27 protein-coding genes are annotated in these 25,312 nt (G+C 70.0%); 15 read left to right on the forward strand and 12 right to left on the reverse strand.

Translation table 11 applies throughout. The annotated features are described in order from the left end of the window. The first annotated feature begins 1 nt into the window (after nucleotide 1). On the forward strand, nucleotides 2–739 hold the full coding sequence (locus tag ACQP2O_RS53615) for a thioesterase II family protein (RefSeq protein ID WP_433178276.1): 738 nt from the start codon (nucleotides 2–4) through the stop codon (nucleotides 737–739). A 2-nt stretch (nucleotides 740–741) separates the two neighbouring features. Here the strand turns inward: ACQP2O_RS53615 and ACQP2O_RS53620 are convergent, their stop codons facing one another. Next, entirely contained in the window at nucleotides 742–1,821 is a 1,080-nt protein-coding gene (locus ACQP2O_RS53620; protein ID WP_433178279.1) for a DUF4037 domain-containing protein, read from the reverse strand. A gap of 123 nt (nucleotides 1,822–1,944) precedes the next feature. On the opposite strand from ACQP2O_RS53620, the gene ACQP2O_RS53625 reads away from it, so the two are divergent. Both ACQP2O_RS53625 and ACQP2O_RS53630 read left to right on the forward strand, forming a co-directional pair. Next, complete coding sequence (locus ACQP2O_RS53625) at nucleotides 1,945–2,463, forward strand: GNAT family N-acetyltransferase (RefSeq protein WP_433178281.1); 519 nt, start codon at nucleotides 1,945–1,947, stop codon at nucleotides 2,461–2,463. Between the two features lie 113 nt (nucleotides 2,464–2,576). After that, complete coding sequence (locus ACQP2O_RS53630; protein WP_433178283.1) at nucleotides 2,577–3,065, forward strand: hypothetical protein; 489 nt, start codon at nucleotides 2,577–2,579, stop codon at nucleotides 3,063–3,065. Nucleotides 3,066–3,116: 51 nt separating this feature from the next. On the opposite strand, the gene ACQP2O_RS53635 is transcribed toward ACQP2O_RS53630, so the two are convergent. Beyond that, nucleotides 3,117–3,530: a MerR family transcriptional regulator gene (locus ACQP2O_RS53635; protein WP_433178285.1), complete on the reverse strand. Its 414-nt coding sequence runs from the start codon at nucleotides 3,528–3,530 to the stop codon at nucleotides 3,117–3,119. 186 nt (nucleotides 3,531–3,716) lie between these two features. Between ACQP2O_RS53635 and ACQP2O_RS53640 the strand changes: the two genes are divergently transcribed. Beyond that, entirely contained in the window at nucleotides 3,717–5,156 is a 1,440-nt protein-coding gene (locus tag ACQP2O_RS53640; protein ID WP_433178287.1) for an MFS transporter, read from the forward strand. A 115-nt stretch (nucleotides 5,157–5,271) separates the two neighbouring features. Beyond that, nucleotides 5,272–6,159 (forward strand): PspA/IM30 family protein, encoded by an 888-nt coding sequence (locus ACQP2O_RS53645; protein ID WP_433178288.1) that lies wholly within the window; start codon nucleotides 5,272–5,274, stop codon nucleotides 6,157–6,159. 60 nt (nucleotides 6,160–6,219) lie between these two features. Here the strand turns inward: ACQP2O_RS53645 and ACQP2O_RS53650 are convergent, their stop codons facing one another. Continuing rightward, nucleotides 6,220–6,630, reverse strand: coding sequence for a threonyl-tRNA synthetase editing domain-containing protein (locus ACQP2O_RS53650; RefSeq protein ID WP_433191519.1), 411 nt, complete (start codon nucleotides 6,628–6,630; stop codon nucleotides 6,220–6,222). Between the two features lie 495 nt (nucleotides 6,631–7,125). Then, nucleotides 7,126–7,725 carry a TetR/AcrR family transcriptional regulator gene (locus ACQP2O_RS53655; RefSeq protein WP_433178290.1) on the reverse strand — a complete coding sequence of 200 codons (600 nt, stop codon included), beginning with the start codon at nucleotides 7,723–7,725 and terminating at the stop codon, nucleotides 7,126–7,128. Nucleotides 7,726–7,871: 146 nt separating this feature from the next. On the opposite strand from ACQP2O_RS53655, the gene ACQP2O_RS53660 reads away from it, so the two are divergent. After that, nucleotides 7,872–8,636: a class I SAM-dependent methyltransferase gene (locus ACQP2O_RS53660; RefSeq protein WP_433178292.1), complete on the forward strand. Its 765-nt coding sequence runs from the start codon at nucleotides 7,872–7,874 to the stop codon at nucleotides 8,634–8,636. Nucleotides 8,637–8,646: 10 nt separating this feature from the next. Here ACQP2O_RS53660 and ACQP2O_RS53665 read toward each other — a convergent pair whose 3' ends face one another. Next, nucleotides 8,647–9,237 (reverse strand): TetR/AcrR family transcriptional regulator, encoded by a 591-nt coding sequence (locus ACQP2O_RS53665; RefSeq protein WP_433178294.1) that lies wholly within the window; start codon nucleotides 9,235–9,237, stop codon nucleotides 8,647–8,649. Between the two features lie 136 nt (nucleotides 9,238–9,373). On the opposite strand from ACQP2O_RS53665, the gene ACQP2O_RS53670 reads away from it, so the two are divergent. After that, a complete protein-coding gene (locus tag ACQP2O_RS53670) occupies nucleotides 9,374–9,727 on the forward strand; it encodes a VOC family protein (RefSeq protein ID WP_433178296.1) in 354 nt (117 codons plus the stop codon). Further along, nucleotides 9,694–10,728, forward strand: a complete 1,035-nt coding sequence (locus ACQP2O_RS53675) for an LLM class flavin-dependent oxidoreductase (RefSeq protein ID WP_433178298.1) — start codon at nucleotides 9,694–9,696, stop codon at nucleotides 10,726–10,728. The genes ACQP2O_RS53670 and ACQP2O_RS53675 overlap by 34 nt, the downstream gene beginning before the upstream one ends. A 122-nt stretch (nucleotides 10,729–10,850) precedes the next feature. Here the strand turns inward: ACQP2O_RS53675 and ACQP2O_RS53680 are convergent, their stop codons facing one another. Beyond that, nucleotides 10,851–11,189, reverse strand: a complete 339-nt coding sequence (locus ACQP2O_RS53680; RefSeq protein ID WP_360885500.1) for a cupin domain-containing protein — start codon at nucleotides 11,187–11,189, stop codon at nucleotides 10,851–10,853. A gap of 264 nt (nucleotides 11,190–11,453) precedes the next feature. On the opposite strand from ACQP2O_RS53680, the gene ACQP2O_RS53685 reads away from it, so the two are divergent. Both ACQP2O_RS53685 and ACQP2O_RS53690 read left to right on the forward strand, forming a co-directional pair. After that, a complete protein-coding gene (locus ACQP2O_RS53685; protein ID WP_433178301.1) occupies nucleotides 11,454–12,041 on the forward strand; it encodes an RNA polymerase sigma factor in 588 nt (195 codons plus the stop codon). A 3-nt stretch (nucleotides 12,042–12,044) separates the two neighbouring features. Then, the gene (locus tag ACQP2O_RS53690) at nucleotides 12,045–12,992 is read left to right on the forward strand and encodes a CU044_5270 family protein (protein WP_433178304.1); all 948 of its coding nucleotides are present in this window, start codon (nucleotides 12,045–12,047) and stop codon (nucleotides 12,990–12,992) included. A gap of 100 nt (nucleotides 12,993–13,092) precedes the next feature. Here the strand turns inward: ACQP2O_RS53690 and ACQP2O_RS53695 are convergent, their stop codons facing one another. The 3 genes from ACQP2O_RS53695 to ACQP2O_RS53705 are packed head-to-tail and all read right to left on the reverse strand — an operon-like array spanning nucleotide 13,093 to nucleotide 18,970. Continuing rightward, nucleotides 13,093–14,127, reverse strand: coding sequence for an alpha/beta hydrolase (locus ACQP2O_RS53695; RefSeq protein WP_433178306.1), 1,035 nt, complete (start codon nucleotides 14,125–14,127; stop codon nucleotides 13,093–13,095). A 2-nt stretch (nucleotides 14,128–14,129) separates the two neighbouring features. Continuing rightward, nucleotides 14,130–17,237, reverse strand: coding sequence for an MMPL family transporter (locus ACQP2O_RS53700; RefSeq protein ID WP_433178307.1), 3,108 nt, complete (start codon nucleotides 17,235–17,237; stop codon nucleotides 14,130–14,132). After that, on the reverse strand, nucleotides 17,237–18,970 hold the full coding sequence (locus ACQP2O_RS53705; protein ID WP_433178309.1) for a fatty acyl-AMP ligase: 1,734 nt from the start codon (nucleotides 18,968–18,970) through the stop codon (nucleotides 17,237–17,239). The genes ACQP2O_RS53700 and ACQP2O_RS53705 overlap by 1 nt, the downstream gene beginning before the upstream one ends. Nucleotides 18,971–19,141: 171 nt before the next feature. Between ACQP2O_RS53705 and ACQP2O_RS53710 the strand changes: the two genes are divergently transcribed. Continuing rightward, nucleotides 19,142–20,305 (forward strand): sensor histidine kinase, encoded by a 1,164-nt coding sequence (locus tag ACQP2O_RS53710; protein ID WP_433178311.1) that lies wholly within the window; start codon nucleotides 19,142–19,144, stop codon nucleotides 20,303–20,305. A gap of 106 nt (nucleotides 20,306–20,411) precedes the next feature. Continuing rightward, nucleotides 20,412–20,816 (forward strand): hypothetical protein, encoded by a 405-nt coding sequence (locus ACQP2O_RS53715; RefSeq protein ID WP_433178312.1) that lies wholly within the window; start codon nucleotides 20,412–20,414, stop codon nucleotides 20,814–20,816. A 9-nt stretch (nucleotides 20,817–20,825) separates the two neighbouring features. Here ACQP2O_RS53715 and ACQP2O_RS53720 read toward each other — a convergent pair whose 3' ends face one another. The 3 genes from ACQP2O_RS53720 to ACQP2O_RS53730 form a co-directional block, all read right to left on the reverse strand. Beyond that, nucleotides 20,826–21,122: a winged helix-turn-helix domain-containing protein gene (locus ACQP2O_RS53720; protein ID WP_433178314.1), complete on the reverse strand. Its 297-nt coding sequence runs from the start codon at nucleotides 21,120–21,122 to the stop codon at nucleotides 20,826–20,828. After that, on the reverse strand, nucleotides 21,119–21,547 hold the full coding sequence (locus ACQP2O_RS53725) for a hypothetical protein (RefSeq protein ID WP_433178316.1): 429 nt from the start codon (nucleotides 21,545–21,547) through the stop codon (nucleotides 21,119–21,121). The genes ACQP2O_RS53720 and ACQP2O_RS53725 overlap by 4 nt, the downstream gene beginning before the upstream one ends. A gap of 113 nt (nucleotides 21,548–21,660) precedes the next feature. Continuing rightward, the gene (locus tag ACQP2O_RS53730) at nucleotides 21,661–22,149 is read right to left on the reverse strand and encodes a MarR family winged helix-turn-helix transcriptional regulator (protein ID WP_433178318.1); all 489 of its coding nucleotides are present in this window, start codon (nucleotides 22,147–22,149) and stop codon (nucleotides 21,661–21,663) included. Nucleotides 22,150–22,229: 80 nt separating this feature from the next. Between ACQP2O_RS53730 and ACQP2O_RS53735 the strand changes: the two genes are divergently transcribed. The 3 genes from ACQP2O_RS53735 to ACQP2O_RS53745 all read left to right on the forward strand — a co-directional run bounded on the left by ACQP2O_RS53735 (nucleotide 22,230) and on the right by ACQP2O_RS53745 (nucleotide 25,305). Next, nucleotides 22,230–23,075 carry an SDR family oxidoreductase gene (locus tag ACQP2O_RS53735; RefSeq protein ID WP_433178321.1) on the forward strand — a complete coding sequence of 282 codons (846 nt, stop codon included), beginning with the start codon at nucleotides 22,230–22,232 and terminating at the stop codon, nucleotides 23,073–23,075. Nucleotides 23,076–23,153: 78 nt separating this feature from the next. Beyond that, nucleotides 23,154–23,828, forward strand: coding sequence for a response regulator (locus ACQP2O_RS53740; protein WP_433178323.1), 675 nt, complete (start codon nucleotides 23,154–23,156; stop codon nucleotides 23,826–23,828). Between the two features lie 310 nt (nucleotides 23,829–24,138). Further along, the gene (locus ACQP2O_RS53745; protein WP_433178326.1) at nucleotides 24,139–25,305 is read left to right on the forward strand and encodes a cytochrome ubiquinol oxidase subunit I; all 1,167 of its coding nucleotides are present in this window, start codon (nucleotides 24,139–24,141) and stop codon (nucleotides 25,303–25,305) included. Nucleotides 25,306–25,312 lie beyond the last annotated feature (7 nt).

Below are 25,312 nucleotides of genomic sequence, written 5' to 3' on the forward strand. Positions count from 1 at the left end.
GGTGCCGGGCTGGTTCCGATGCTTCGACGCGCGGCCGTCCGCCGCCGTCCGGCTGTTCTGTTTTCCGCACGCCGGCGGGTCGGCCGCGTTCTACCGCCCGTGGGCCAGGGCCGCGCCGGCGTGGATCGAGGTCCATGCCGTGCAGTACCCGGGGCGCGCGGACCGGTTGAGTGACCCCCTGGCCGATGACATCGGCTCGCTCGCCCGGGCCGTCGCGGACGCGCTGACGCCGCTGCCGGGCCGGCCGGTCGCGCTGTTCGGGCACAGCATGGGGGCGACCGTCGCGTACGAGACGGCGCGCCTGCTCACCGCGCGCGGGTACCCGCCGAGGCACCTGTTCGTCTCCGCCTCCCACGCCGCCCACGACCGTCCGGTCGACGACGAGATCCTCCACGACAAGGACGACGACACCCTGGTCGGCGCGCTGAACCGGCTCGGCGGCACCGACGTGGAGGTCCTCGCCGACCCGCAGCTGCGCGAGCTCGTGCTCCCGTACGTCCGGGGCGACTTCCGGCTGGTCGAGACGTACGAGCACGAGCCCGGTCCGCCGCTCGACCGCCCGATCACCGTGCTCGCCGCGGAGGACGACCCCGTCGTCAAGCCCGCGGAGATGAAGCGCTGGGCGGAACTGACCACCGCGGAGTTCGCCCTCGACGTCCACCCCGGCGACCACTTCTACCTGCTCCCCCGGACCGGCCCGATCCTGGCGACGGTCGGAGAACGCCTCGACGTGATCTGACGTCATCTGCCGGTTCGGTGGAGCTCGATCCAGGCCAGGTAAGCGGTCTGGACGGCCTTCCTGCGCCCGGGACTCGACAGGACATCGACGCTGTCGGCCCACTGCTCGATCGAGCCGATCCCGGTCGGCAGTGCGGCAACCTCCGGGGTGGTGATGTCGGCGAGGAGAGCGTCCTGAACGGCCTGATCGACGGTGCGATAGGGCCGGTCGAAAAAGGGGGTCACTGCGGAGGCGGGCGCCGGCAGCCCGAGTGCGCGCTGGACGTCCAGCAGTGCCTCGCACGCGTCGGCGAGGGCGCCTTCGCGTTCCCGCCAGTCCGGGTTCGTCGTGGCGGTGTCGAGGAGACCGTTGAGTTCTGCCGCGATGGGGAGTGCCTGAAAGGCCGTGCCCCGCCACTTGGCATAGGGCGGCCATTGCCGGGACAGCGCGAACGCCAGCGAGATCAGATCGTGGACCAAGCCGACGCTGACCAGGCGTGAGCCGAACGCGTCACCGCGGTCAGCCGCGCGGCCGACCATCGGCAGTTGCTGGGAGAGCCGTCGCCAGCCGGCGGCCAGCACGTACCGTTCGAGGTCAGGGGGATACCAGCGCAACATGGTACGGACCCGCGCCAACGTGCTGGTCTGGTCGGTGAATACCGGTCCGGCGGTCACCTCGAGCACGCTCTGGCCGGTCAGGACCAGCCAGTCCAGCGCCGAAAGCCCGCCGATCGGGTCGATCCCCAGTCGACTGGCGACGAAGTCGGCCACGGTCGCGACCTCGACGTTGTGGGAGACCGACGGATTCCAGGTGACCGGGAATCGCACAGGGAACCGCCGATATCGTTCAGGCAGTTCCCTTTCCAGCAGCCGGCTGATCCGCGGTACGGCGTTGCGGTCGGGCTCGTCGATCAGCAGTGTCAGCCGACAGCCCCAGTCGTGATCGCGACTCATCACGTCATCCAGGCCGAGCACGTCGGATCCAGAACCAAGCCTTCCCGCCGCATACCGAAGCCCGGGAAAAGCGCGAGCCAGCAGCGGCGCGACGACGTCATCGTGGAACCCTCGAGCCACCTGGGCCCCGGAAAGCCCGTGATCCTCCATGTGACCAGCTCACCAGTCGGGATCCGGTTCCAGCCAGCCATTTTCGGGCGGCCCGGACATCTGGTGTCGAGACGTGCGAAGAAAGTCCGACGCGGCGGTCTTCCGGAACGGGATGATCGACACATGACTGATCAGGTACGGCTGCGGCCGGTCGAGGAGGACGACGTCCAGATCCTGGAGGACCTGACGCAGCACCCGGAGACGGCAGGGGAGTTCGCGCGGTTCGGCTGGTTCGACCCGGGCCGCTACCGGCGACGGTGGGCCGAGAACGGCATGATCGGCGAGGACGGCGGCACGCTGATGGTGGTCCGCGGCGACGAGCGGCTGGGCTTCGTGGCCTGGCGTCGCCGGCAGACCACACCGGCGGCCTACTGCTGGAGCATGGGCATCGGGCTGCTGCCGGAGGCGCGCGGCCGGGGGTACGGCTCCGAGGCGCACCGGCTGCTGGCGCGCTACCTGTTCGCGCACACCACCGTGCACCGGATCGAGGCCGACACCGAGGTCGAGAACCTCGCCGAACAGCGCGCCCTGGAGAAGGCGGGCTTCACCCGCGAAGGCGTGATGCGTGGCTGCGGATGGCGCGACGGCGCCTGGCGGGACGGCGTCACCTACAGCCTCCTGCGCACCGACCCACCGGTCTGACCGCCGCCCTCTGGGCCGGCGTTCAACGCATCGATGTTTCGACGTTCGTCGAGGTATCCGGGAGCTACGTTGGCCCTCCGCGGCCGTACGGCCTCGCGAGATGGAGGTTCCGGATGTCCGATGAGGTACCGATCACCGATGGCCGTGAGCCGGCAGGGGTCGTGACAGCGATGATCGATCATGTACTCGGGCTCGCGGTGACCTGGACGGCGTGGGACGGCCGCCCGCTGCCCGCCGGCGACCGGCTGTACACCCCGCACAAGGCGATCCGGCGGGTCACCGATCACCTCATCGATCACCTCGCGGAGTTGGAGGCGCGGCTGGCCGGAGAGCGGACGATCCCCGATCGCTGGCATGCCTCGGCGTGCACCACTCCGGTCGACCTGGCCCCCTTCACCGACCAGGACCTGGACGAGGCCACGAGTCGGCTCACCCGGCTCGGCCGGATCTGGGCCGCCCGGTTGACCACGCTGACGCCCGACCAGCTCGACCATTCGCCCGGAGAGGGCTGGACGTTCCGGCAGATCGCATTTCATCTGGCCGGGTCGACCTACTATGCCGACGCCGTGGGGAACCTGTCGGCCATCGGCTCCGGCCGCTGATCGGGTGTCGACGCCGCGGGACCGCGCTCAGCCTGTATGCGGCCGGCGCGGTCAGCGGATTCCCGCGGTCCTGTTGCCGCTGACCGCTCGGACCGGCTCGGTGAACGGCCGGTCGGTGGCGGTGACCTGTCCGACCCGCTGCAGTTCCAGGAGGAGCGATCTGGCGTCGCTCAGCAGTGTCTGCTGGCGCTCGATGCGGGCTATCTGTTCGTCGATGCGCTGCTGGGCGCGGGCGCAGTACACGACCTCGGACGTGTCCTCGCGGGGAAGCATCACGACGATGTCGGTGATGTCCAGCCCGACTCGCAGCAACAGTTTGATCTTCGCGATCTGCGCGACCGCGCTCGCGTCGAAATCGCGGTACCCGCGGCTGTCGCGTCGCGGCGACAGCAGTCCGACCGATTCGTAGTACCTGATCGAACGCGGACTCGCCCCGGACCGCCGCGACAGCTCACCGATCCGCATCGCGGCCTCCTCACCTCCCACGCCACCTGCCCATGGCGGCGATAGCGACACCGTAGCCCTTCCGGTTGGGCGTAGCGGCGCCCGCCCGCTGCAGGGCTTGAGGTGACATCGATGTCAATCGTTAGCGTCCACCTCCCACCACCCGCCACGGGTCGTCGGTTCCGGTCGTGAAGGAGGGGATCACCTGTGTCCGAATCCATTCGGTCCAACAGGGGCGTGTTGCTGGCGTTGACCTGCGTCGGTCAGTTCATGGTGCTGCTGGACAACACCATCGTCGGTGCGGCACTGCCCACCATGCAGCTCAAGTTGCACACCACCTTGACCGGTCTGCAGTGGATCGTGGACGCCTATGTGCTCGTCGTCGCGATGCTGCTGTTGGCCGGTGGCGTGCTCGCCGACCGGTTCGGTCGCAAACGCCTGTTCCTGACCGGCGTGGCGGTGTTCACGCTGGCCTCGCTGTTGTGCAGCATCGCCCCGACGCTCGGCTGGCTGATCACCGCGCGCATCCTGCAGGGCGTCGGGGCCGCGGCACTGAGTCCCGCGTCCCTCGCCTTGTTGGCCTCGGCATACCCGCAACCGCAGGAACGGGTGAAGGCCATCGGCCTGTGGGCGGGCCTGAGCGGCGTCGGATTGGCGGCAGGTCCGGTGGCAGGCGGCGTCCTCACCGACACGTTCGGCTGGCCGAGCATCTTCCTGGTCAATCTGCCGATCGGAGTGATATCGCTGCTGGCGGGCATGCGAGTGCTGGGTGAGTCCCGCAATCCGGCGGCACCCACGCTCGATATGGCCGGTCAGGCATTGTCGATCCTCGGCGTCGGCGCGCTCACCTTCGGCCTCATCGCGGCAGGCGACCACGGCTGGGGCTCCCCGCTGATCCTCGGCAGTCTCGCCGCGGCCGCCGTCCTGCTCGCGTCGTTCGTCGCCGTCGAGGCACGCGCGGCGACTCCGATGCTGCCGCTGCGGCTGTTCGGGCGGCGGCTGTTCACCGTGTCCAACACCGCCATGGTCGTCGTCGGCTTCAGCCTGATGGGCTCGGCGTTCTTCTTCTCCCAGTTCTTCGTTTTCGTGCAAGGCCATTCGGTACTGCGGGCCGGCATCGAGACCCTGCCCAGCACGCTGGCCATGGTGGTCACCAGCCCGTACGCCGGCCGCATCGCCGCCCGATTCGGCTTCCGCGTCGTCGTCACCGCAGGACTGGCCCTCGCGGCGGTGGGACTCCTGACGCTGTCCACGGTCCATCACGACACCGGCTACGGCAACGTGTGGTGGCGGCTGGCCATCGTCGGTATCGGCTTCGGTCTGACGATGTCACCGCTGACCGGCGCGGCCGTGTCCTCGGTCAACCCTCAAGACGGCGGCCTGGCCTCCGGCGTCAGCAGCACCGCCCGGCAGATCGGCGCCATCTTGGGAGTCGCGGTGCTCGGCGCCATCGTCCGCACCCGACAGACCCACGGTGCCACCTTCGAGACCGGACTCGACACCGCATTCCTCGCCGCTGGCATCGTCACCGCGGCCGGCGCGATCCTGACGGGCCTGTGGCTCGTCAGGAAACACGCCGCCGAACCGCCCGCGCCCCCGCGAGCACAATCACCCGGCTCCGCCCATTCGCCCGCAACCGGCCGATAACGTACGGCGTCCCGAGATCCGCTGTGCGAGGCTGGGCGCAAGAGCGGTCCATGTCGGTCCATACGTGCCACCGTGTGGAGACTTCCGAGGGAAGCGCATGGGTTATCGGGTCCGCATGTCGCGCGAAGTCCGGGATTGGCTGGCGACTCTGCTGGCCGAAGATCAGCAGGCTGGCCGGGTGGTCGGCGAAGCCGTGACGGTGCTGTTCGAGGGTGGCTCTGGCCTCGGGGAACCTCTGGTCGTCCCGCTGCAGCCGCTGCTGCGCGCGGAGCATCCCCGGATCGCACTCGATCACGCTTACCAACGCCAACGGGAACTGCTGCACCGGATTCGCCGAAGCGTCGCCGATTTGGCGACCGAGCGCAAACGTTTGGAACTGCGGATCGGTGGAGGCCATCTTGATCAGGAGGCTCTCGCCGATGCGCGCCGACGGTATGCGGAACTGGTGGCGACGGAGGAACAGGCCACCTTGTCGGTGCAGCGACTCCAGGCCAGGGTGGACGCGTTCCGCGTCCGCAAGGAGGCCGTCAAGGCCCGCTACACCGCGGCGCAGGTCAAGCAGGACATCGACCAGGCGTTTGCGGCTCTCGATGAATCGCATGTGCCCGGATCGGCGGCCGACGATGTGACGCTCGCCCAGGCCGCCACTGCCGAACTACTGCACGCCGCCGCCGACCTGGAACAGCGGCTTGGGGTTGATGTGGCGCCTGAAATGCTGAGCGAGCTGCGGCTCGCGACAGCCGACCTGCGCCTTCTGTTCGCGGCCGAGTCTCCGGACACCGCGGTGCTGCTGGTCGTGGGAATCGGTCATGACGATTGGAGCGAGTGGTACGAAGAGGCGCTGCCGCTGGCCCGAGCCGAACTGCAGCTCCAAGACGACGACTTCACCGGCTACGACCTGGCGGCCTTCCTCTCTGAGTACTTCCCCGGCGAGGAGGCAGAGGTCCAGGCGGGCGCGACCCGGCTGATCGAGCTGAACCGCGCAATAGCGGGAGGGCCTTGAGCATTGCGGCTTCTTGCCCAACCGAATTGCGCGCGGTGCCGGGCCGGCCTGAGCGGCTCGCTATATGTGAATGAACCGCTGCGATCCCATGTTTCCCAGTACGTCGAGCTTGAAGCTCTTCTGCCATCCGAAAGGCGTCATCTCCACCTGGTAGGGCGTGCTCTCAGTAAGTCGATCACGCAGGTCGGCGATGGCCTGGTGCGATTCTTCGGGCGACGCCAGCGTGTGCGATAGATGCGCGAAAGCATTGATCACAATCGACTTGGCATCAGTCTTGCGAGAGACCCTGCGTATCGCTTTCGCGGCGTGACGAATTTTCGTCATATCTCCGGGTTCAATTGCGACAAGAAGCAACAGACAATTGTCCCATGCGAGTGGCGGCGGCATCGCGTGGTCCACTTCGGCACTGGACTGAGTGGGGTACTCCAAGGCGTATTCGGCGTTCCGGCATTCAAGGCAGAGGATCTTCATCAGGGCCACAACCAAATCCGTGGGGGGTCGGCTAATCAGTAAGAAGTTCGCCGCGAGTCAGCATTCCTGGCCGCGCACCGCCGAGCACGGAGGACTCCAGTAGCAACTGCCGGGGGCGAACCTTCCTCCTCACACCACTCGCCTGCCAGGCCGGAAGGCGCAGGGGTGGAGACGATCGAGGACATCGAGATCCTTCAGTAAGGACGTGTAAGGAACCGTGACGCCCAGAGTTCTACCGGATAACGACAGTCGAAATCCGGATTACGTGAAAGCCGAATCTCGAGACCGGCCCTGCCGCGCATCAAGCCGATCGATCAGGATCGCCGCGTTCCGGTCAGTGGAACAGCACAGCCGAGCCTTGACGAACTGGCGATTCTCGACTCTCTCGCCGACACCGCGGTCGGTGGCAGTCCCACCCTCCGCCACTGAGCCGAACCACGCCAGACGCCCGTTCGATGACCTCGTGTCCGGGCTCCTGCCGGATCGGTACGCGGTTCAGAGCAGCCTTCGTTGCACGACGTCGGCGATGACCGTGGTCACGAGCTTGTCGACGGCATCGGCGTCCGGCGGGGTGCCCTTCCGGTCGGCGAACAGCATGTGCCCGCCGCCGATCAGCGAGAGCGCGAGCGAGTCGGCGTCGGCGTCGGCCGCGATGCGGCCCAGTGCGCGCTCCTCGGTGAGATAGGAGCGGATCATGGCGCTGGCCTCCGTCATGATCGGGATGCCGGCCGCCCCGGCTTGGCGCAGCCGGGCGCGCAGTTCGTCGCGGAAGATGACGAGACCGACGATCGCCACGGCGACCGGGTCGAACAGCTCGATCAGCGCGCCGGTGAGGTTGCCGGCGACGGTGCCGGTCCCGGCGGACTCGCGCAGGGCGGCGGACTGGGCCTCGACGCGGGCGATGCGGTCGTGTACGAGCTCGGCGAGGAAGGCGTCGAAGTCGGCGAAGTGCCGATGCAGGACTCCCTTGGCGACGCCCGCCTCGGTGGTGACGGCCCGGCTGGTCAGCGCGCTCGGCCCGTCCCGGAGCAGGACGCGCTCGGCGGCGTCGAACAGCTGCTGACGCGCGTCACGGATGTGCACCCCGGTCGGCATCGCGCATCCCTCCGTACGTCGAATGGTCCCACTCGTTGACCGAGTGGGCATGCGCCCACTAAGGTGGGCACATGCCCACTATACCGCAGGAGCAACCACGTCCTTCCGAACGCGCGCCCCGTGAGGCGGCGCATCGAGCCCGAGCGATGGCGGAGTCGTTCGGCGTGGACCCCGAGCGCTACGACCGGGCCCGGCCGCGCTATCCCGACGCCCTGGTGGAGCGGATCGTCGCCGCCAGCCCCGGCCGCGACGTCCTCGACGTCGGCTGCGGCACCGGTATCGAGGCGCGGCAGTTCCAGGCGGCCGGCTGCACGGTGCTCGGCGTCGACCCCGACGCGCGGATGGCCGAGTTCGCCCGGCGGACCGGGGTCGAGGTCGAGGTGGCGACCTTCGAGGCGTGGGACTCCGCCGGCCGGGTGTTCGACGCGGTCATCGCCGGACAGGCCTGGCACTGGGTGGACCCGGTCGCGGGCGTGGCCAAGGCGGTGCAGGTCCTCCGGCCCGGCGGTCGGCTGGCGGTGTTCGGGCATGTCTTCGACGCTCCACCCGAGGCGAGAGAAGCCCTCGCCTCGGCACTCCGGCGGGTGGTGCCCGACTCGCCGGTGAACCGAGGCGGCCAGCCGACCAGGACGGCCATGGACATCTACCAGACGATGTTCGCCACGGCCGCCGACGGGATCCGGCAGGCGGGCGGGTTCGACGAGCCGGAGCAGTGGCGATTCGATTGGGAGCAGGCCTACACCCGGGACGAGTGGCTGGACCTGCTGCCCACCACCGGCGCGCTCACTCAGCTCCCGCCGGACAAGCTGGCGGAGGTGCTGGAGGACGTCGGCGCCGCCATCGAGGGGGGTGGCTTCACGATGCCGTACACCACCCTGGCGGCCACCGCCGTTCGTACCGGAGCCGCCTGACCCTGATGTTTCAGGCGGAGAGCGCGGAGTCCAGGCGGCACACGGTGGCGATTTCCGGCCTCAGCTCGGCGAACGGCAGGGGGCGTACGGCCTGCTGCATGAGGGTGCCGAGCAGGTAGGAGAACAGCGCGTGAGCTCGCCTGGGCGGGTCGTCGACCGGGATCTCCGCCAGCAGGTCGCGTAGGACATCGATCATCGCCTGGTGCATCCGGTCGATCGGCTCGAGACGGCCCTTCTGCCCGACGTCGACCCAGTAGCTGAACCACAGGAGGGCCGCGTTCGGCCGCTCGGCGAAGATCTCCAGGTACGCCTCGACGGCGGCCCAGAAGCGATCGGCCGGTCGGTCATGCCGGTCCGCGGCGTCACCGATGCGTTCGAGGCAGCCGCGCATATGCCGGTCCATCGCGCCGTCGATGATCTCGTCCATGTCATCGAAGTAGTAGTGGATCGCGCTCTTCGTCAGCGGGCTGGCGTCCGCCACCGCACGCGCGGTGCACGCGGCCAGGCCGTCGCGGGCGAGGACCTCCATGGCCGCCTCGATGATCTGTTCCTTCTTGGCGTGCCGGCTCGGCGACGATCGCCGCTCCACGGATGACCCCATAGGCGAGGAGCGTACTCGTTCATTGCACGATCAGGACACGTGTCCTAAGTTAGGACGCGCGTCCTGGGACACATGTCCTGACGTTCGGGCGCATCGCTTCGACGAGAGGGCAATCGTGACCCCACCGTTCGTCTTCATGGATCTGCGGACCGCCGACCCCGAGGCATCACGCCGCTTCTACACCGCGCTCTTCGGCTGGACCGTCGCCGACGTCCCCGCCGGGCCCTCGACCGTGCCGATGTTCGTCGACGTGGAGGGCCCGTGGGGAGGGCTCACGCAGCTCGCCCCGGACGACGATCGGACGCCACAGTGGATCCCCTACGCGGAGGTGGCCGTCCTGGATGACGCGGTGAAACGGGCGACGGAGCTGGGTGCGACCGTCGCCCGGCCGCGGGTGGACCTTCCGGTGGGTTCCGTGCTCGTCATCCGGGATCCGGAAGGCGCCCTCGTCGCCCTGTGGGAGCCCGCCTCGGCCGCGAGCCCGTCGTGACGGCGCGGCCCGCGTACTCCTGCGCGCTTCCGCCGACCGTGGACGTCGTCGACCTGGCCCGGCTCGCCGAACGACTCGGGTATCGACGCGTCTGGCTGTTCGACTCGCCGGCCCTGCACGGCGACGTGTGGGTGGCGCTGGCGCGCGTCGCCGCCGGGACCGAGCGGATCGGACTCGCCACCGGGGTGGCCGTGCCGAGCCTGCGGCACCCCATGGTGACCGCGTCGGCCATCGGCTCCGTACACGAGCTGGCGCCCGGCCGGCTCATCGTCGCCTTCGGGACCGGCTACACGGCCCGGCACGCTCTGGGGCGGAAGCCCATCGCATGGGCCGACCTCGCCCGTCAGTACGGGCAGGTACGAGCGTTGCTCAAGGGCGACGTCGTCGAGGTCGACGGCCGCCCGTGTCAGATGATGCACCTGCCCGGCCACGGACCCGCGCGCCCGATCGAGGTGCCCCTGTGGGTGGCGGCCTCAGGCCCGAAGGGATTCGCGACGGCACGGGAGCTCGACGCGCCGGGTGTCGTCATGACGGCGGTCCCGCCGGAGGATGACCGGGAGTGGGCGGAGTGCGCGCTGCTCAGGTTCGGCACCGTGCTGCGGCCGGGCGAGGACCACACCACCTCCCGCGTCGTCGAGGCGGCCGGTCCCGGCTACGCGAGCATCGTGCACGCCGTCTGGCAGAACGCGGGTGACGCGGTCGACGCGATGCCCGGCGGGAAGGAGTGGCGCGCCGCGGTCGAGGCCGTACGGCCCGAGGGGCAACGGCACCTCATCGCCCACCAGGGCCACCTGTCCCGGCTGACCGAACGCGACCGCTCCATCGTCGCCGCCGCCGGACCGGCGATCCTGGAGCCCGGCTGGACCGGCGACGCCGCCTCCATCGCCGCCCGGTTCGACGCGGCCGGCACCGCCGGAGTGACCGAGGTCGTGCACACCCCGGCCGGCCCGGACCTCGCCGGTGAGCTGACGGCGTTCGCCGCGGCAGCCAACACTGCCTGATACGAGTCGACCGACTACGGCGACGGCTCTCGGGGGTCAGGTCACGGCACACACGGCTCTGCCGGGTGCGCCGTCCGCACGGTGTCGCCAGACCGGTCGCCTGAGCCGTGGGCGGCAGGACCTCAGTTTCCGTACTGCTTGGTCTCGGGACGCTCGACCATCAGGGCATGTGCGGCGTGCTCGGCCACGGGCCGATGCCTGATGCCCTTGGGCACGACGAACAACTCGCCTGCGGCGAGCGTGACCGGTTCCCGCCCGTCCAGCTCGATGCGGAAGCTCCCGTCCCAGCACAGGAAGAGCTCGTCTTCATCGTGCTCGTGCCAGGGAAACTCGCCTTCGAACCGGGCGATTCGGACGACCGTGTCGTTCGCCGTGACCAGATCCTGTGGCTGATAAGGGCCGCGCAGGGACTGGATGACCTTCTCGATCGACACCCGACCCGTCTCGTGTGTTGTCGTCATGGGCACCATCCTCCGGTCGTCGTACGACGGTGACCAGGGCCAATCCGAGGTGATTGGTTCGTGGCAGGCCGGGCGTACCCGGCCGTCGTCGTCGACGTGCGAGGTGACCGGGTCCGAGAACTCAGTGGGGCTCTTCGGCATAAAGCCTGACGACACAACCTCGCCGAAGGGATTCTCTGTGAGAGCACTCAGCGCAAGGCCGCGCCTCCGGTGCAGACCACCCCGGCTGCAACGAGAGCTGTCGTGATGCGATCAGGGGAGTCCATGGCGGTGACGCGAGACACCGACGTCACCGATGCCGAGTTGATCCGTCGGTCCTGGACCGACCCGGAGCGGTTCGCGGCCCTCTTCGACCGGCACCACCGGCCGATCCATCGCTATGTGGCCCGCCGGCTCGGGACGCAGGTCGCCGACGACCTCGTCGGCGAGACGTTCCTCATCGCCTTCCAGCGCCGAGACACCTACGACCTGTCCTACAGCCACGCGTTGCCGTGGCTGTACAGCATCGCGACGTCGCTCGTCGCCCGGCACCGCCGGGATGAGGAACGGTACCTGCGGGCACTCCGCCGGACCGGCGCGGATCCGCTGCCCGAGCCGATCGCCGACCAGGTCACCGGCCGCGTCGTCGCGCAGGAGCAGGAGCGCCGGCTCGCCGGAGCGCTGGCCGGCCTGTCACAGGGCGATCGCGACGTGCTGCTGCTCGTGGCCTGGGGCGACCTCAGCTACGAGGAGACCGCCCAAGCGCTCTCCGTCCCTGTCGGCACGGTGCGATCCCGCCTGCACCGGGCGCGCCGGAAGGTACGCAAGGCGCTCGGCGGCAATCACCCCCTCGCCACGTCTTTGGAGAACTGAGTCATGGACGAGATGCAGATGATCAAGGACCTGCGCCGTTCCACTCCGGAGATCACGCCGGATGCGGGACAGGCCGCCCGAGCACGGCTTCTGACGGGCATCGCGGAACCGGCCCGGTCCCAGACCCGTACCATCCGTCGTCGGCACGCACCTCGGCTCACCTGGCGGTGGGCGGTCGCCGGTGCGTTGGCCACGGCGGTCGCCGCCGGTGCCGCGGTCACGCTCGACGTCGGCGGCAACGAGCCGGTCGCCAATGCCGCCGCCGCGGTACTGGATCGTGCCAGCGCCGCGGCCGCGTCACGCCCGTTCACCCCGCCGCGTCCAGGCCAGTGGGTCTACCAGCACACTCGCTGGGTCGAGCCCGGCAGCGACCACTTCGGGATGGACATCTATCGCTGGACCGCTGCGGGCGCCGCCTCGGTGTTCGTCGCGGATGCGCCGCATGGCCGCCTGCGCCACCTCGACCACCTTCCGGCGTTTCCGCCGCAGGACTATGCGACGGTCTCGTCGCTGCCGCGTGAGCCTGACGCGTTGCTGCGCTGGATCAGAACGCATCGTCCCCCGACCGACCGGACAACGGACTTCGAGGTCCTGAGCGAGATTCTCCGCGTCGTCGCGGTGGTGCCGCCCAAGCTCGAAGCGGCGACCTTCCAGGCGATGAAGAAGCTCCCCGGAGTGACGGTTCGAAGGAACGTCCAGGATCTCCGGGGCAGGCCCGCGATCGCCGTCGTCGGGCGGACCGACGGGGCCGTGGGCGACGTCCCGACGGACGAGGAGGTCCTGCTCGACCCGGGCACCTACGCGTATCGGGGTGATCGGATACTCCTGAGCCGTGATCTTCGTACCCAGAAGAAGGACGGCGGTACTGAGGTGACCAAGGCGGGCACCGTGAATATCGCCAGCGAGATCGTCCAGGCCGGAATCGTCGACAAGCCCGGTCGGCGCCCCTGAAGCATGACCGCATGGACGACGCGGTCACGGATACCGATCAAGGCCTCTTCCGACTCCATACCGTTGCTCGGAGTCGGAAGAGGTCGCCGGGGCGCCGGGTTCAGACGCGCTTGGCGCCGATGGCGGCCATGAGCTTGGGCCAGGCGTTGTGCATCTCACGGATCCAGGCGGGCCACGCGTGGCGGCCGTTGCCGTAGATGTGCGACGTGATCGGAATCTTGAGCTCCTGGGCCTTCTGGAGGAAGGTCACGTCCGTGGCACCGACGACCCGTTCGCTGAGCAGGCCGATGTCCCACGGCGCGGTCTTGGGGTTGTCGCCGGGGCCGGGCTTGCCGGTGGTGCCGGCCGAGATGTAGACGCCGGTGCCCTTGAGCCGCTGGATCAGGTACAGCGGGTCGTGCTGGCGCCAGTTGACGTCGTCGGCACCCGGTACGCCCCAGATTCGGAACGGGTCGGTGCCGTCGCCCGCGCCGACGATCGTGAACATCAGCAGCGCCGGCACGCCGACCGACCGGATCGACAGCAGGCCGCTGAACGAGGCGGCGTAGCGGTACAGGCCCGGGTACCGCTCCGCGTAGGTGATCGCGCCCTGCCCGCCGGAGGAGTTGCCCATGACGGCCCGGGACGTGCCGGCGTGGTAGGCGCGTTCCACGATCTCGCGGACTTCGAAGTTGTGGAAGGTCTCCCACTGCGGGGAGCCGTACTTGCCGTAGTTGTACCAGTTCGTATATGACCCGTTCACGCCGCCTTCCGGCATGACGACCATGACGTTGTACCGGTACGCGTAGGTCTCGATGTCGGTGCTCCGGGTCCACGACACATAGTGGTCCCGGCCGCCGTGCAGCGCGTACAGCACCGGGAACTTCTTGGTCGTCGAGGTCTTCCAGGCCTTCGGCACCAGGATCCGCACCTTGACCGTCTGGCCGAGCGCCACCGACTTGACCGTCAGGTCCACCTCGTGGCTCGTCAGCCACTTCTGCGCGGTGACGCGCGAGCCGTCGCTCGCCGTGGCCGTCTTCGGAACCTTCGAACTCGGCTTGCTCGCCGCCGCGGCGGGAGCGGCCCCCGCCGCCGCGACGGCCAGGGCCGCGCCCATGGTCGACGCGATCGCGCGGCGCAGCGGACTACCTGGCATGCTCAATCCTCCGGTGTCTTCCAGTGCCACCCGGGTCCATCCGGGTTGGGAACGATCTCTCGCTGGGGGCGGGAAGCGCGGCGGCCGGGTGCGGTCTCGCGCGTCTCCTTGGATGCCGGGGCGCGGCCGTTGACCTCCGCGACCCGACGCAGGATCTCGTCGGCGAGCGTGGGCTCGTCCGCCGTGTCGGTAGGGGCGTCTCGTTCGGGGACGGTCCGGAGCGCCATGTCGGTGGGGGCGTCTCGGTCAGAGGTGGTCCGGAGCGCCATGTCGGTGGGGGCGTCTCGGTCAGAGGTGGTCCGGAGCGCCGTGTCCGTGGGGGCGGCTCGGTCAGAGGCGGTGCGGAGCGCCGTGTCGGTGGGTGCCGCCCGCCCGGGGACGGTCCGGAGCGCCCGGCGCTCCGCGCGGAGCTCGGCCAGCCGCGCCGCCTGCCGCCGCACCCTCGGCGCGGGCGGGCTCTCGGGAGCGTGCCTCGGACCAGTGCGCTCGGTCGCCCATACGCTCCCCGCCTCGGGTTCCCCGCCGGGCAGCCGTACGCTCCCCGGCTCGAATTCACCCCCGGACGCTCGGACGCTCGCCGACGCGGATTCACCCCCGGACGTCCGCACGCTCGCCGACGCGGATTCACCCCCGGACGTCCGCACGCTCGCCGACGCGGATTCACCCCCGGACGTCCGCACGCTCGCCGACGCGGATTCACCCCCGGACGTCCGCACGCTCGCCGACGCGGATTCACCCCCGGACGTCCGCACGCTCGCCGACGCGGATTCACCCCCGGACGTCCGCACGCTTGCCGGCGCGGATTCACCCCCGGACGTCCGCACGCTCGCCGGCGCGGATTCACCCCCGGACGCTCGTACGTTCCCGGGCGTGAGGGCGCTCTGCTCTGCCCGTACGCGCTCGGGCGTGCTCTCCCCGGCCCGTACGGTCGCGGCGGGGGGAGAGTCGTCGTGTTCGCCCAGGTCGATGCGGGAGTGGAGGGCGCGCAGGGGGCGGGGGAGCCACCAGTTCGCCGCGCCGAGGAAGCGCATCGTCGCCGGGACCAGCAGCATTCGTACGAGGGAGGCGTCGACGACGATCGCGACGAACATGCCGACGCCGATCAGCTTGACCAGCATGATGTCCGCGGTGGAGAACACCGCGATCACCACGAGGAACAGCAGCGCCGCGCTGGAGATGATGCCGCCGGTGCGCTGCACCCCGACGGCGACGGATCGCGCGTTGTCCCCCGTACGGTCCCACTCCTCGCGGACGCGGCTGAGCAGGAACACCTCGTAGTCCATGGACAGTCCGAAGACCGTCAGCAGGACGAGGATGATGGTCGTCGGCTCGGTCGTGCCGGTCGGGGTGAAGTGCAGCAGGCGCGCGAGGTGGCCGTCCTGGAAACCCCAGACGATGGCGCCGAAGGACGCGCCGAGGGACAGCAGGTTCATGGCGACGGCCTTGAGCGGCAGCACGATCGACCCGAACGCCATGAACAGCAGCATGAACGTGACGAGTCCGATGATCGCGCCGACCGTGGGCAGGCCGCGTTTCAGGCTGTCCATCAGGTCCATCTGGGCGGCCGTGCCGCCGCCGACGTCGGCGTACAGCGCCTCGCGGTGCGGGGGGATCGCGCGGATATGCCGCACCAGGTCCCGTGCCTGGTCGCTCATGCCCGCGTACTGGTGCCGAACGGAGATCCGCACGGCGGCGTACTTCTCGGCGTATCCGGTGATCTCCACGCTGGTGACGCCGGGCAGTTGCCGCAGCCGTGCCTCGTAGTCGGTGATGAACGACGGGACCGGCCGTTTCTTCGTGGGCACGAAGTTCTTCGGTACGAGGTCGCCGGACAGGACGACGTCGATCGGGTCCTTCGAGCCGGTCGGGAACTCCCGCTGGAACGCCTCGTACAGCTGCCGGTTCGGGCTGCTCGTGGGCAGCACCCGTACGTCGGTGGTGCCGAACCGGACGTGCAGGAACGGCGTGGTCAGGACCCCGAGGACCGTCATGACGGCGACGAAGTACAGGATCGGGTGGCGCATGACGCTGGTCGCCAAGCGGTACCACGGGCCGCTCGTACGCCGGTCGTCGCGCGTCCTGCGGCGCCAGGGCATGCGGCCGAACTCGACGCGGTGGCCGAGGAGGGCGAGCAGCGCGGGCAGCAGGAACAGCGCGCCGGCGATCGCGACGGCCACGACCGCCATGCCGCCGATGCCGACCGAGCGCAGGAACATCTGCGGGAACAGCAGCAGCCCGCTGAGCGCGGTCGTCACCGTGATCCCGGAGAACGCGATGGTGCGGCCGGCGGTCGCCATCGTGTTGGCGAGGGCCGTCGGCCGGTCGGTGTCGCGCGCCAGCTCCTCCCGGAACCGGTTGACGATGAACAGCGAGTAGTCGATCGCCAGGCCGAGGCCCATCATCGTGATGACCTCGGCGCTGAACGAGGAGATGTCGGTGACCATCGTCAGCAGGCGCAGGACGGTGAACGCGCCGACGATGGAGAAGACCCCGACGACGAGCGGCAGCCAGAAGGCCCCGAGGCTGCCGAACACGAAGAGCATCAGGACGAGCAGCACCGGGAACGAGATCGTCTCCGCCCGGGCCAGGTCACGCTGGGTCTGGGTGTTGAACTCCTTGGCGAGCGGCACGCCGCCGCCGACCCGTACGTTCAGGTCCGACGCGGTGAACAGGCCGGCGATGGCGTCGTACTCTCTGGCCTTCGCCGTGTCGTCCCCGGCCAGCTGCACCGCGGCGAACGTCGCGTGCCGGTCCTTGGACGCGAGCTCGGCCACCCGGGGCGTCTGGCTCCAGTACGTCAGGACGTTGCGGACCTTGTCCTTGGGCAGGCGGGCGAGCGCCGTGGTGACCGCGCCCCGGAAGCGGGGGTCGTCGACGGTCAGCCGGTCGCTGCGGTAGATGACGAAGACGTCGGGCGTGGAGTTGCTGAAGTACTGCGCGGACAGCTTGGCGACGAGCGACGAGGAGGAGTGCGGGTCGTCGAAGCCGCCGCTCTTCAGCCGCGCGACCGCGCCCGCTCCCCACATGCCGGACACGACCATGAAGATCAGGCACAGCGCGAGGCAGCTCAGCCGTCGCCGATGGACGAGCCGTCCCAGACCGGCGAACATCAGGGGACGACGGGCAGTGTCCCGGCCAGGTACCGCTCCCGGCAGGCACTCCGCGCGATCTTGCCGCTGGACGTCCGCGGGACCCCGCCCGGCTCCACGAGCACGAAGTCGTCCACGCGCAGCTCGTGGACGGCGTTCACGGCGCGACGGACGGCACGCGCGATGTCCTCGACGGGGACGCCCTCGCCGCGCCGGCCGCGCTCGGCGACGACCACGACCCGTTCGCCGTCCTCGCCGGAGACCGCGAAGGCCGCCGCGTGGTCGCGTCTGATCCCCTCGTGCGCCTGCTGCGCGCTGACCTCCACATCCTGGGGATAGTGGTTGCGGCCGTCGATGATGATGAGGTCCTTGATCCGGCCGGTGACGTACAGCTCGCCCTCGTGGACGACGCCGAGGTCGCCGGTGCGCAGCCAGCCCTCGGCGGGCAGCCCGTCGGCCGGGTCCTCCAGCACGGCGCCGAACACCTCGGCGGTCTTCGCGGGGTTGCGCCAGTAGCCGGGCGAGACGTTCGGCCCGTTCACCCAGATCTCGCCGACCTGCCCGTCGGGCACCTCGGCCCGGGTCTCAGGGCCGACGATGGCGACGGCCTGACCGGTCGGCGTGCCGCAGGAGACGAGGACGGCGTCCGTGCCCGGCCGCGCCACGCCCTCGGTCAGCGCCGCCCGGTCGAAGGCGGTGAACCGCGGTTCCCCTCGCGTCTTGCTGGTGACATAGACGGTGGCCTCGGCGAGGCCGTACCCCGGCGACTGCGCCTCGGAGCGCAGCCCCGCCTCGCCGAACGCGTCGGCGAAGCCGCTCACCGTGCCGGGCCGGATCGGCTCCGCCCCGTTCAGCGCGACCCGCACCCCGCCGAGCCGGAGCCGGGCCTTCTCCTCCTCGGTGACGCGGGAGGCGCAGTACTCGTACGCGAAGTTCGGCCCCGCGGTGACCACGTCGTCCTGCTCGGACAGCAGTTCCAGCCAGCGCAGCGGCTGCATCACGAACGCCACCGGATCCGTGAGCACGACGTGGTTGCCGTGGACCAACGGCAGCGCCAGCGACAGGATCAGGCCCATATCGTGGAACAGCGGCAGCCAGCTCACGCCGACGGTCTCTCCGGGCCGCGCCTCGTACCCGGTCCACACCTGCAGCGCGTTCGCGGTGAGGTTCCGATGCGTGATCTGAACCCCGGCCGGCGCCCGGGTCGACCCCGACGTGTACTGCAGGTACGCGACGTCGTCCAGGGCGAGCTCCTCGCCCTGCCACGACGCGGCGAGCGAGACGGCGACGGCGTCGGCGAGGACGACGTCCTTGGGACGCGGCGCGCTCTGCTCGTCCAGGAACCGCTCCACCTGCGGGAGCGCCGCCGTCGTCGTCACGGCCACGGACGGGTCCGCGTCGCCGTACGCGCGGATCAGCCGGTCGGCGTGGCCCGGCAGGTCCGGCGAGAAGAGCGGAACCGCGATGAGCCGGGCGTACAACGCGCCGATCATCGTCGTGAGGTACTCGAGGCCCTGCGGCATGAGCAGCGCGACGCGCTCCCCGGGCTCGGCCACCTCACGCAGCCGGGCGGCGATGGCCCGCGCCCGCCGGTGCACCTGACCCCACGTGAGCGTGTGCCGTTCAGAGTCAGCGGCGTAATCGACGAACGTGAAGGCCGGCGTGGACGGCATCTCCGCCGCCCAGCGGGCCACCGACGCGATGAGCGGCTCGTTCAGGGCATCGGAGTCGACACGGCGCCCGATCAGTGCCATATCCGCACTCCCTGCCTCGCCCCGGCGCCAAGGCCGACACCACCCGTGATCATCGTGACCGCGTGACGCTATCGCGAGGTGCGGAGCGGCGACTTGCCTCGTACACCACATTCGCCGGAGCCCCGTTGTCACCCGCGTGACAACCCGGCGGGCTCGGATACCGTGCGAGAGGTGAAGAAGCCCCGGCTGCCCAGCGGGCAACGCGCCGACTTCCTGGTCGCCGCGGTCGTCGCCGTGATCGTGATCGTCAGCACGATGTGGCACGCCGGCGGCATCACGGCGGTCGGGCCCAAGGCGTACCTCATGATGGGCGTCGGCGTGGTCGCGCTGGCCCTCCGCCGCCGCGCCCCGGTCCTCGCGACGACGGTCGTCGCCGTCTCGACCGCGTACTACTACGTCGGCCCCTTCCCGGACGGGATGGAGATGGCGACATTCGCGGTCGCCTCCTACCTGGCCGCCGCGCAGGGCCAGCGGGTCGCCGCGTACGTCGGCACGGCGGCGGGACTGTCGGTCTTCGCGGTCGCCGAATTCGGTGTCGGGCACCGGCCGGACCTGTTCCGGTTCCTCGGCGTGCTGGCGTGGGTGCTGGTCGTCGTCATCGCCGGCGAGGTGACCCGCTACCACAGCGCCTACCTCGACGAGGCCCGGCGACGGGTCGCGGAGGCCGAGCGCACCCGCGAGGAAGAGGCGCTACGGCGGGCCACCGAGGAGCGGCTGCGCATCGCCCGGGAACTGCACGACGTGCTCGCGCACAAGATCTCGCTCATCAACGTGCAGGCGGGCGCCGCGCTGCACCGGCGCGACCCCGAGCAGGCGTACGCCGCACTGAGCGCGATCAAGGACGCGAGCAAGGAGACACTGCGCGAACTGCGCACGACCCTCGGCGTGCTCCGCCAGGTCGACGAGGCCCAGCCGCTGACGCCGGTGCCCTCACTCGACCACCTGGACGAGCTCATCGCCCAGACGCGGAACGCCGGGCTCCCCGTCGAGCTGACCGTCTCCGGCGACCGGACCCCGCTGCCGTCGACGGTCGACCTGACCGCCTACCGCATCATCCAGGAGGCCCTGACCAACGCCATCCGCCACGCCGGTCCCGCCACCGCCACGGTCCTCGTCAGGTACGACGCCGGCCAGGTCACCGTGGAGATCACCGACGACGGGCGCGGCTCCGACGCCGCGGCGGGCAACGGCATCCGCGGGATGCGCGAGCGCGCCGCCACCATCGGCGGCGCCCTGACCGCGAACACCCGCCCCGGCGGCGGCTTCCTCGTCCGCGCCTCCCTCCCGCTGACCCCCGCCAACGACGCCTCCCCGCCACACGCGGAAACGCGCTGACGATTGCCTCTCACGACGCCCGATCATCGAGCACCCCGGCGCCAGTCAATGCGCGGCCGACGGGATCGACGCCACGATCCAGGCAGGCCATGACGGCGGGTCGATCATGTTCTCCCGCGAGGCCGACGACGCGGTGCAAGCGATCATCTCGGCGGTCATGGATGTAGAGAAGGCCGGGATGACTGCGATCGGTGTCACTGAAGATCTGGTGACTGCCGAGGACATCGCCGACCGCGCGAAGGTCACCGCCGCGTCGGCGCGTTACTGGATCAGTGGTGATCGAGGCCCGGGGGGGTTTCCCGCTCCTCGAGTGGCGCGGCCCAAAGCGAGCTTGTACTCCTGGGCAGAAGTGTCCGCCTGGCTCCGCAACGCGAAGCTCGGCGAAGTGGACCATGTCGCCGTCGAGACAGCACGCGCCTGCGCTCTCATCTCGGCCGCTCTCGTTGTGCGCCGTGGTCTGGCCGAGTTGCCCAAACACGAACGTCCACTGGTGGCGCGCCTCGTCGCGTGACACGGTGGGTCAGGCATCGCCCGCGATGGCGCGCAGCGCCTGGCAGTGGGCGGCGAAAGCCGCCCGGCCGTCGGAGGTCAGTGCCAACCAGGTGCGGGGCCGCTTGCCGACGTAGCCCTTGGTGACCTTGACGTAGTCGGCCTTCTCCAGCACGGCCACCTGCTTGGACAGGACCGAGTCGCTCACCTCCACGGTGTCGCGGACGTACCCGAACTCGGCCTTCTCCGAGGCCGCCAGGGTCGCCACGATGGAGAAGCGCACCGGCGAGTGGATCACCTCGTCGAGGCCATGGCGTGGATGGGTCATCGCCGCGCCGCCACGTAGGCGCCGATGAACGCGGGCAGGGCCACGACCACGGCTCCGGGCAGCCACCAGGCCGGATCGCCCTCGAAGTAGGAAGTGCCGGTGAACAGCGTCCCGATGTAGAGCATCGTCGACGCGCCGAGCGCCAGGCTGTGACGTTGCCCGAATCCCCGCCGGATCACCGGCTGCCGCAACGCGTAGACGATCAGCGCGGCGAGGGTCACGAGCCAGAAGACCGTGCCGACCACGGTGCCGACGGGGTGGCCGAGCAGGCCGACCACGGTCACGGTGATGGCGATCGCAGCCCCATAGACCAGCTGATAGCGAACGGCCCACCGGGAACCGCCCCGTACCGCGGAGTCCAGGTCCTGGGCGCGGGCCAGCGCGGCCGCGGCGTCCATCGCGTCGTGCGTGTCACGCTCGGACATGAGAAGCCTCCCTTGATCGCTGTCCACGATGGCAACTACTTTCCAACTCGTCAAGTAGTTTCATCAGCGGCAAAGGGTACGTGCGGTCTGGCCCCGCGATGGGACGTGCCGACTCAGGCCGGGTCGCCCGCGGCGTCCTCGCCTGCGAGAGACCGCGTGCGGCGTTGACGTACCGTTTCGGCCAGCGGCGTCTCCGCCAGGCAGGCGTCGAGCAACGCGATGGTCGGCGCGAGGTCGGCCTCGCTCAGGCGCTCCGCCAACCACGTACGGAACAGCGCCTTCCGCTCCCGGGCCGCTTGGGCGAGCTCGCTGCCACGCGGTGTACAGGAGATCTCGATGCGCCGCCGGTCGTCACTGGCGTGCCGACGCTCGGCGAATCCCGCGGCCACGAGACGGTCGACGAGCCGGCTGGGATGACCTCCTTCCGCGATCACGAGGGTGCCCAGTTCGCCGAGGGAGAGCGGGCCGTACCGATCGAGAAGCTGCAGGGCCTCGGCCTGGCTCGTCGTGATCCCGAGCGGCCGGAGCAGATCGTTGATCCGCCGGTCCGTCTCGCGCGTGACGGCCTTGAGCAGCAGGCCGAACTCCTCGATCGCATCCATGCCTCCAGGTTAGGTGTTGCGCGAATATTTGCTGTGCCATATGTTCGCACAGCACACATTGCGCGAGAAGAGGAACAGTGATGTCGAACTCCATGCGCACCATCGTCGTGACCAGCGCCAACAGCCGGACCGGACGCCACCTCCTGCCCCGCCTCGCCGAGCGCGGGAGGCGCGTGATCGCACTGACGCGCACGCTCGAAGATCTTCCCGCCGACGAGGTCATTCCCGACTGGACGACATCGCCGGAGGCCACGAAGGCGATCGCGAACGCCTCGGCCGTCATCCACCTGAGCGGCGTCTTCGCCGCCCGCGACGAGGAGAGCTACGAGGCCGGCAACGTCGCCACCGCACGCCTGGTCGCCGAGGCCGCCGACCCCTCGTGCCGGCTCGTCTACGTGTCCTACGTGGCGGCCGACTCCGCGCATCCGAACTGGTACGTCCGGTCGAAGGGCCGGGCAGAGGACGCCCTGCGGAAGTCCGGCACCGACAGCGTGATCTTCCGGATCCATCCGATCGCCGGAGGGCGGCAGGCCCCGAGCCCGTTCGAGCTGATGTTCCGCCAGGCACGCCCCGATGCCCCGGTACGGGTGATCGGCGACGGCACCCAGCGCTTCCGACCCGTGCACACCGACGACGTGGTCGCTGCGCTCATCAAGGCCGCCGAGGGCGCGGGACGGACGGGCACGTACGACCTCGTCGGCCCGAGCGAGTTCACCGTCGTGGAAATGGTGGAGCGGATCAACGGGCGCTCCGTGCCCATCGCGCGGGTCTCCGTCGAGCAGGCGGCGAACATGCCCGGGCCGCCCCCGACCGTCGCCGACCTGCTGGCGCATCCGGATGCTCCGGCGGATCCGGACGCCGTGGCAGAGGTCTTCGGTCTGTCCCCGACGAGGGTCGAGACCACCTGGCCGCTCGCCTCGGCCTGACGTGCGCAGTGGGCCCGCCCGCAGGCGGGCCTCGGCGGTGACGTGCCCCGCGATGGGACCTGATGTGATGATTGGGAGGTGCATCCCCCGATCAGGGTCGTCCTGGCCGACGACCAGACGCTCGTACGGGCCGGGTTCCGCTCGATCCTCGACAACGAGGACGACATCAGCGTGATCGCCGAGGCCGGCGACGGTGCCGAGGCCGTGCGCCTCGCGGCGGCCGAGCGGCCCGACGTCGTCCTCATGGACATCCGGATGCCCGTGCTCGACGGGCTCGAGGCGACCCGGCGGATCGTCGCCGACGAGCGGCTCCGCGACGTCAAGGTCGTGATCCTCACGACGTTCGACCTGGACGACTACGTGTACAGCGCGCTGAAGGCCGGGGCCAGCGGGTTCATGGTGAAGGACACCGAGCCGATCGAACTGATCCACGCGGTCCGGGTCGCCGCCCGAGGTGACGCGCTGCTCGCACCGTCGGTCACCCGCCGGCTGATCGCTGAGTTCGCGGCGCGGATCAAGGAGCCCCCGCCGTCCGTCGAGCTCAACGCCCTCACCGACCGCGAACGCGAGGTCCTCGAACTCGTCGCGGCCGGACTGTCCAACGACGAGATCGCCGAACGACTCGTCGTCAGCCCGGCGACGGCGAAGACGCACGTCAGCCGGGTCCTCACCAAGCTGCGCGCCCGCGACCGCGCGCAACTCGTCGTCCTGGCGTACGAGTCCGGGCTGGTACGCCCAGGCTGGCTCGGCTGATCCTCGGCCGTTTCCGCTCGAGACCGGGCTGGAACGCCCGAGCCGGCTCGGCTGATCACCCAGCGGTATCCGCTTGAGACCGGGCCGCCCGATCCCCTCGACCTCGCTCCTCCTTCCGGAGGAGGTTCTACACTCCGCGCGGTACGGCGCGGGTGCCGGGTGCATCGCGAGGTGTATCGCGAATGTAGAGCGCAGCCGGACGCCGTACGCCCTCCGTGTCCGATTTGCTTCCAGGGTGTCGGCCCCTGGGACCTCGCCAGGGGCCCCGTCGCGCGCGTCCACCGGACCGCGACCGGACCTGGAGGGATCGTTGAGCACACTGTCGCTTGCCCGATGGCTGTTCGCCCTGACGGCGGGCACCCATTTCCTGTTCGTCGCGCTGACACTCGGGCTCGCGACGCTCGTCGCGATCATGCAGACCAGGGCGGTCTTCGGCGAGAGCGCCGTGCATCTCCGCATGGTGCGGTTCTGGGGCCAGCTGTACGTCATCAACTACGCGGTGGGGATCGTCACCGGCCTGCTGATGGAGTTCCAGTTCGGGCTGAACTGGCCCGGGCTGACCGATCACGCCCGTGACGTCTTCGGGGCGCCGCTCGCGATGGAGACCCTCGTCGCGTTCTTCATCGAGTCGACGTTCCTCGGCCTGTGGATCTTCGGCTGGGACCGGCTGAACCGGTACGCCCACCTCGCGCTGATCTGGGTCGTCACGCTGACCGCGTACCTCTCGGCGTACTTCATCCTCGTCGCCAACGGCTTCCTGAAGAACCCGGTCGGGTACCTGCGCGTCGGCGGCGAGCTGCGCGTCGACTCCGCCGGGGCGCTGTTCACCAACCCGGCGGCGCTCCTGCCGCTCGGTCACATCACGGCCGGCGCGTTCCTCACCGCGGGCTTCTTCATGACCGGAGTGAGCGCGTGGCACCTGCGTCGGTCCGGCGAGACGGAGTTCTACCGCCGGTCGCTGCGGATCGGCCTGATCTCGGTCGTCGCCGCCATCGTGCCGGCGGTCGTGTTCGGCGGCGTCCAGTTCCCGTACGTGCATGACTCGGCCGGCGTGCCGTTCATGACCGAGTTCGGGGCCGAGGCGATGATGTTCGCCTGGCTGTGGATGTTCGTCGTGGCCGTCATGGCGCTGGTGAAGCTGCCGTTCACCGGCTGGCTCCTCCGGGGGCGGATCTTCCTGCGCGTCGTGATGATGACCCTCCCCGTGCCGTACGTGGCGATGCTCGCCGGCTGGATCTACCGCGAGGCCGGCCGCCAGCCCTGGCTGATCTACGGCGTGCTGCGCACCGAGGACGCCGTACGCCCGATCGGGCACGGAGCGATGATCGCGGTCTTCACGGGCGTGACGGCCCTGTTCGCGGTCCTCGTCGTGGTGAACATCGCGCTGCTGCGGCGGTACGCGCGACAGGGCCCGGACGGCTCCGCGCTCGGCCGGCCCGAACCCGCCGTCCGACCCGAGCCCGTCCCCTCCTTCTGATCGGGAG

The organism is Actinoallomurus sp. CA-150999 (assembly GCF_050942425.1).
Taxonomy (GTDB): domain Bacteria; phylum Actinomycetota; class Actinomycetes; order Streptosporangiales; family Streptosporangiaceae; genus Actinoallomurus.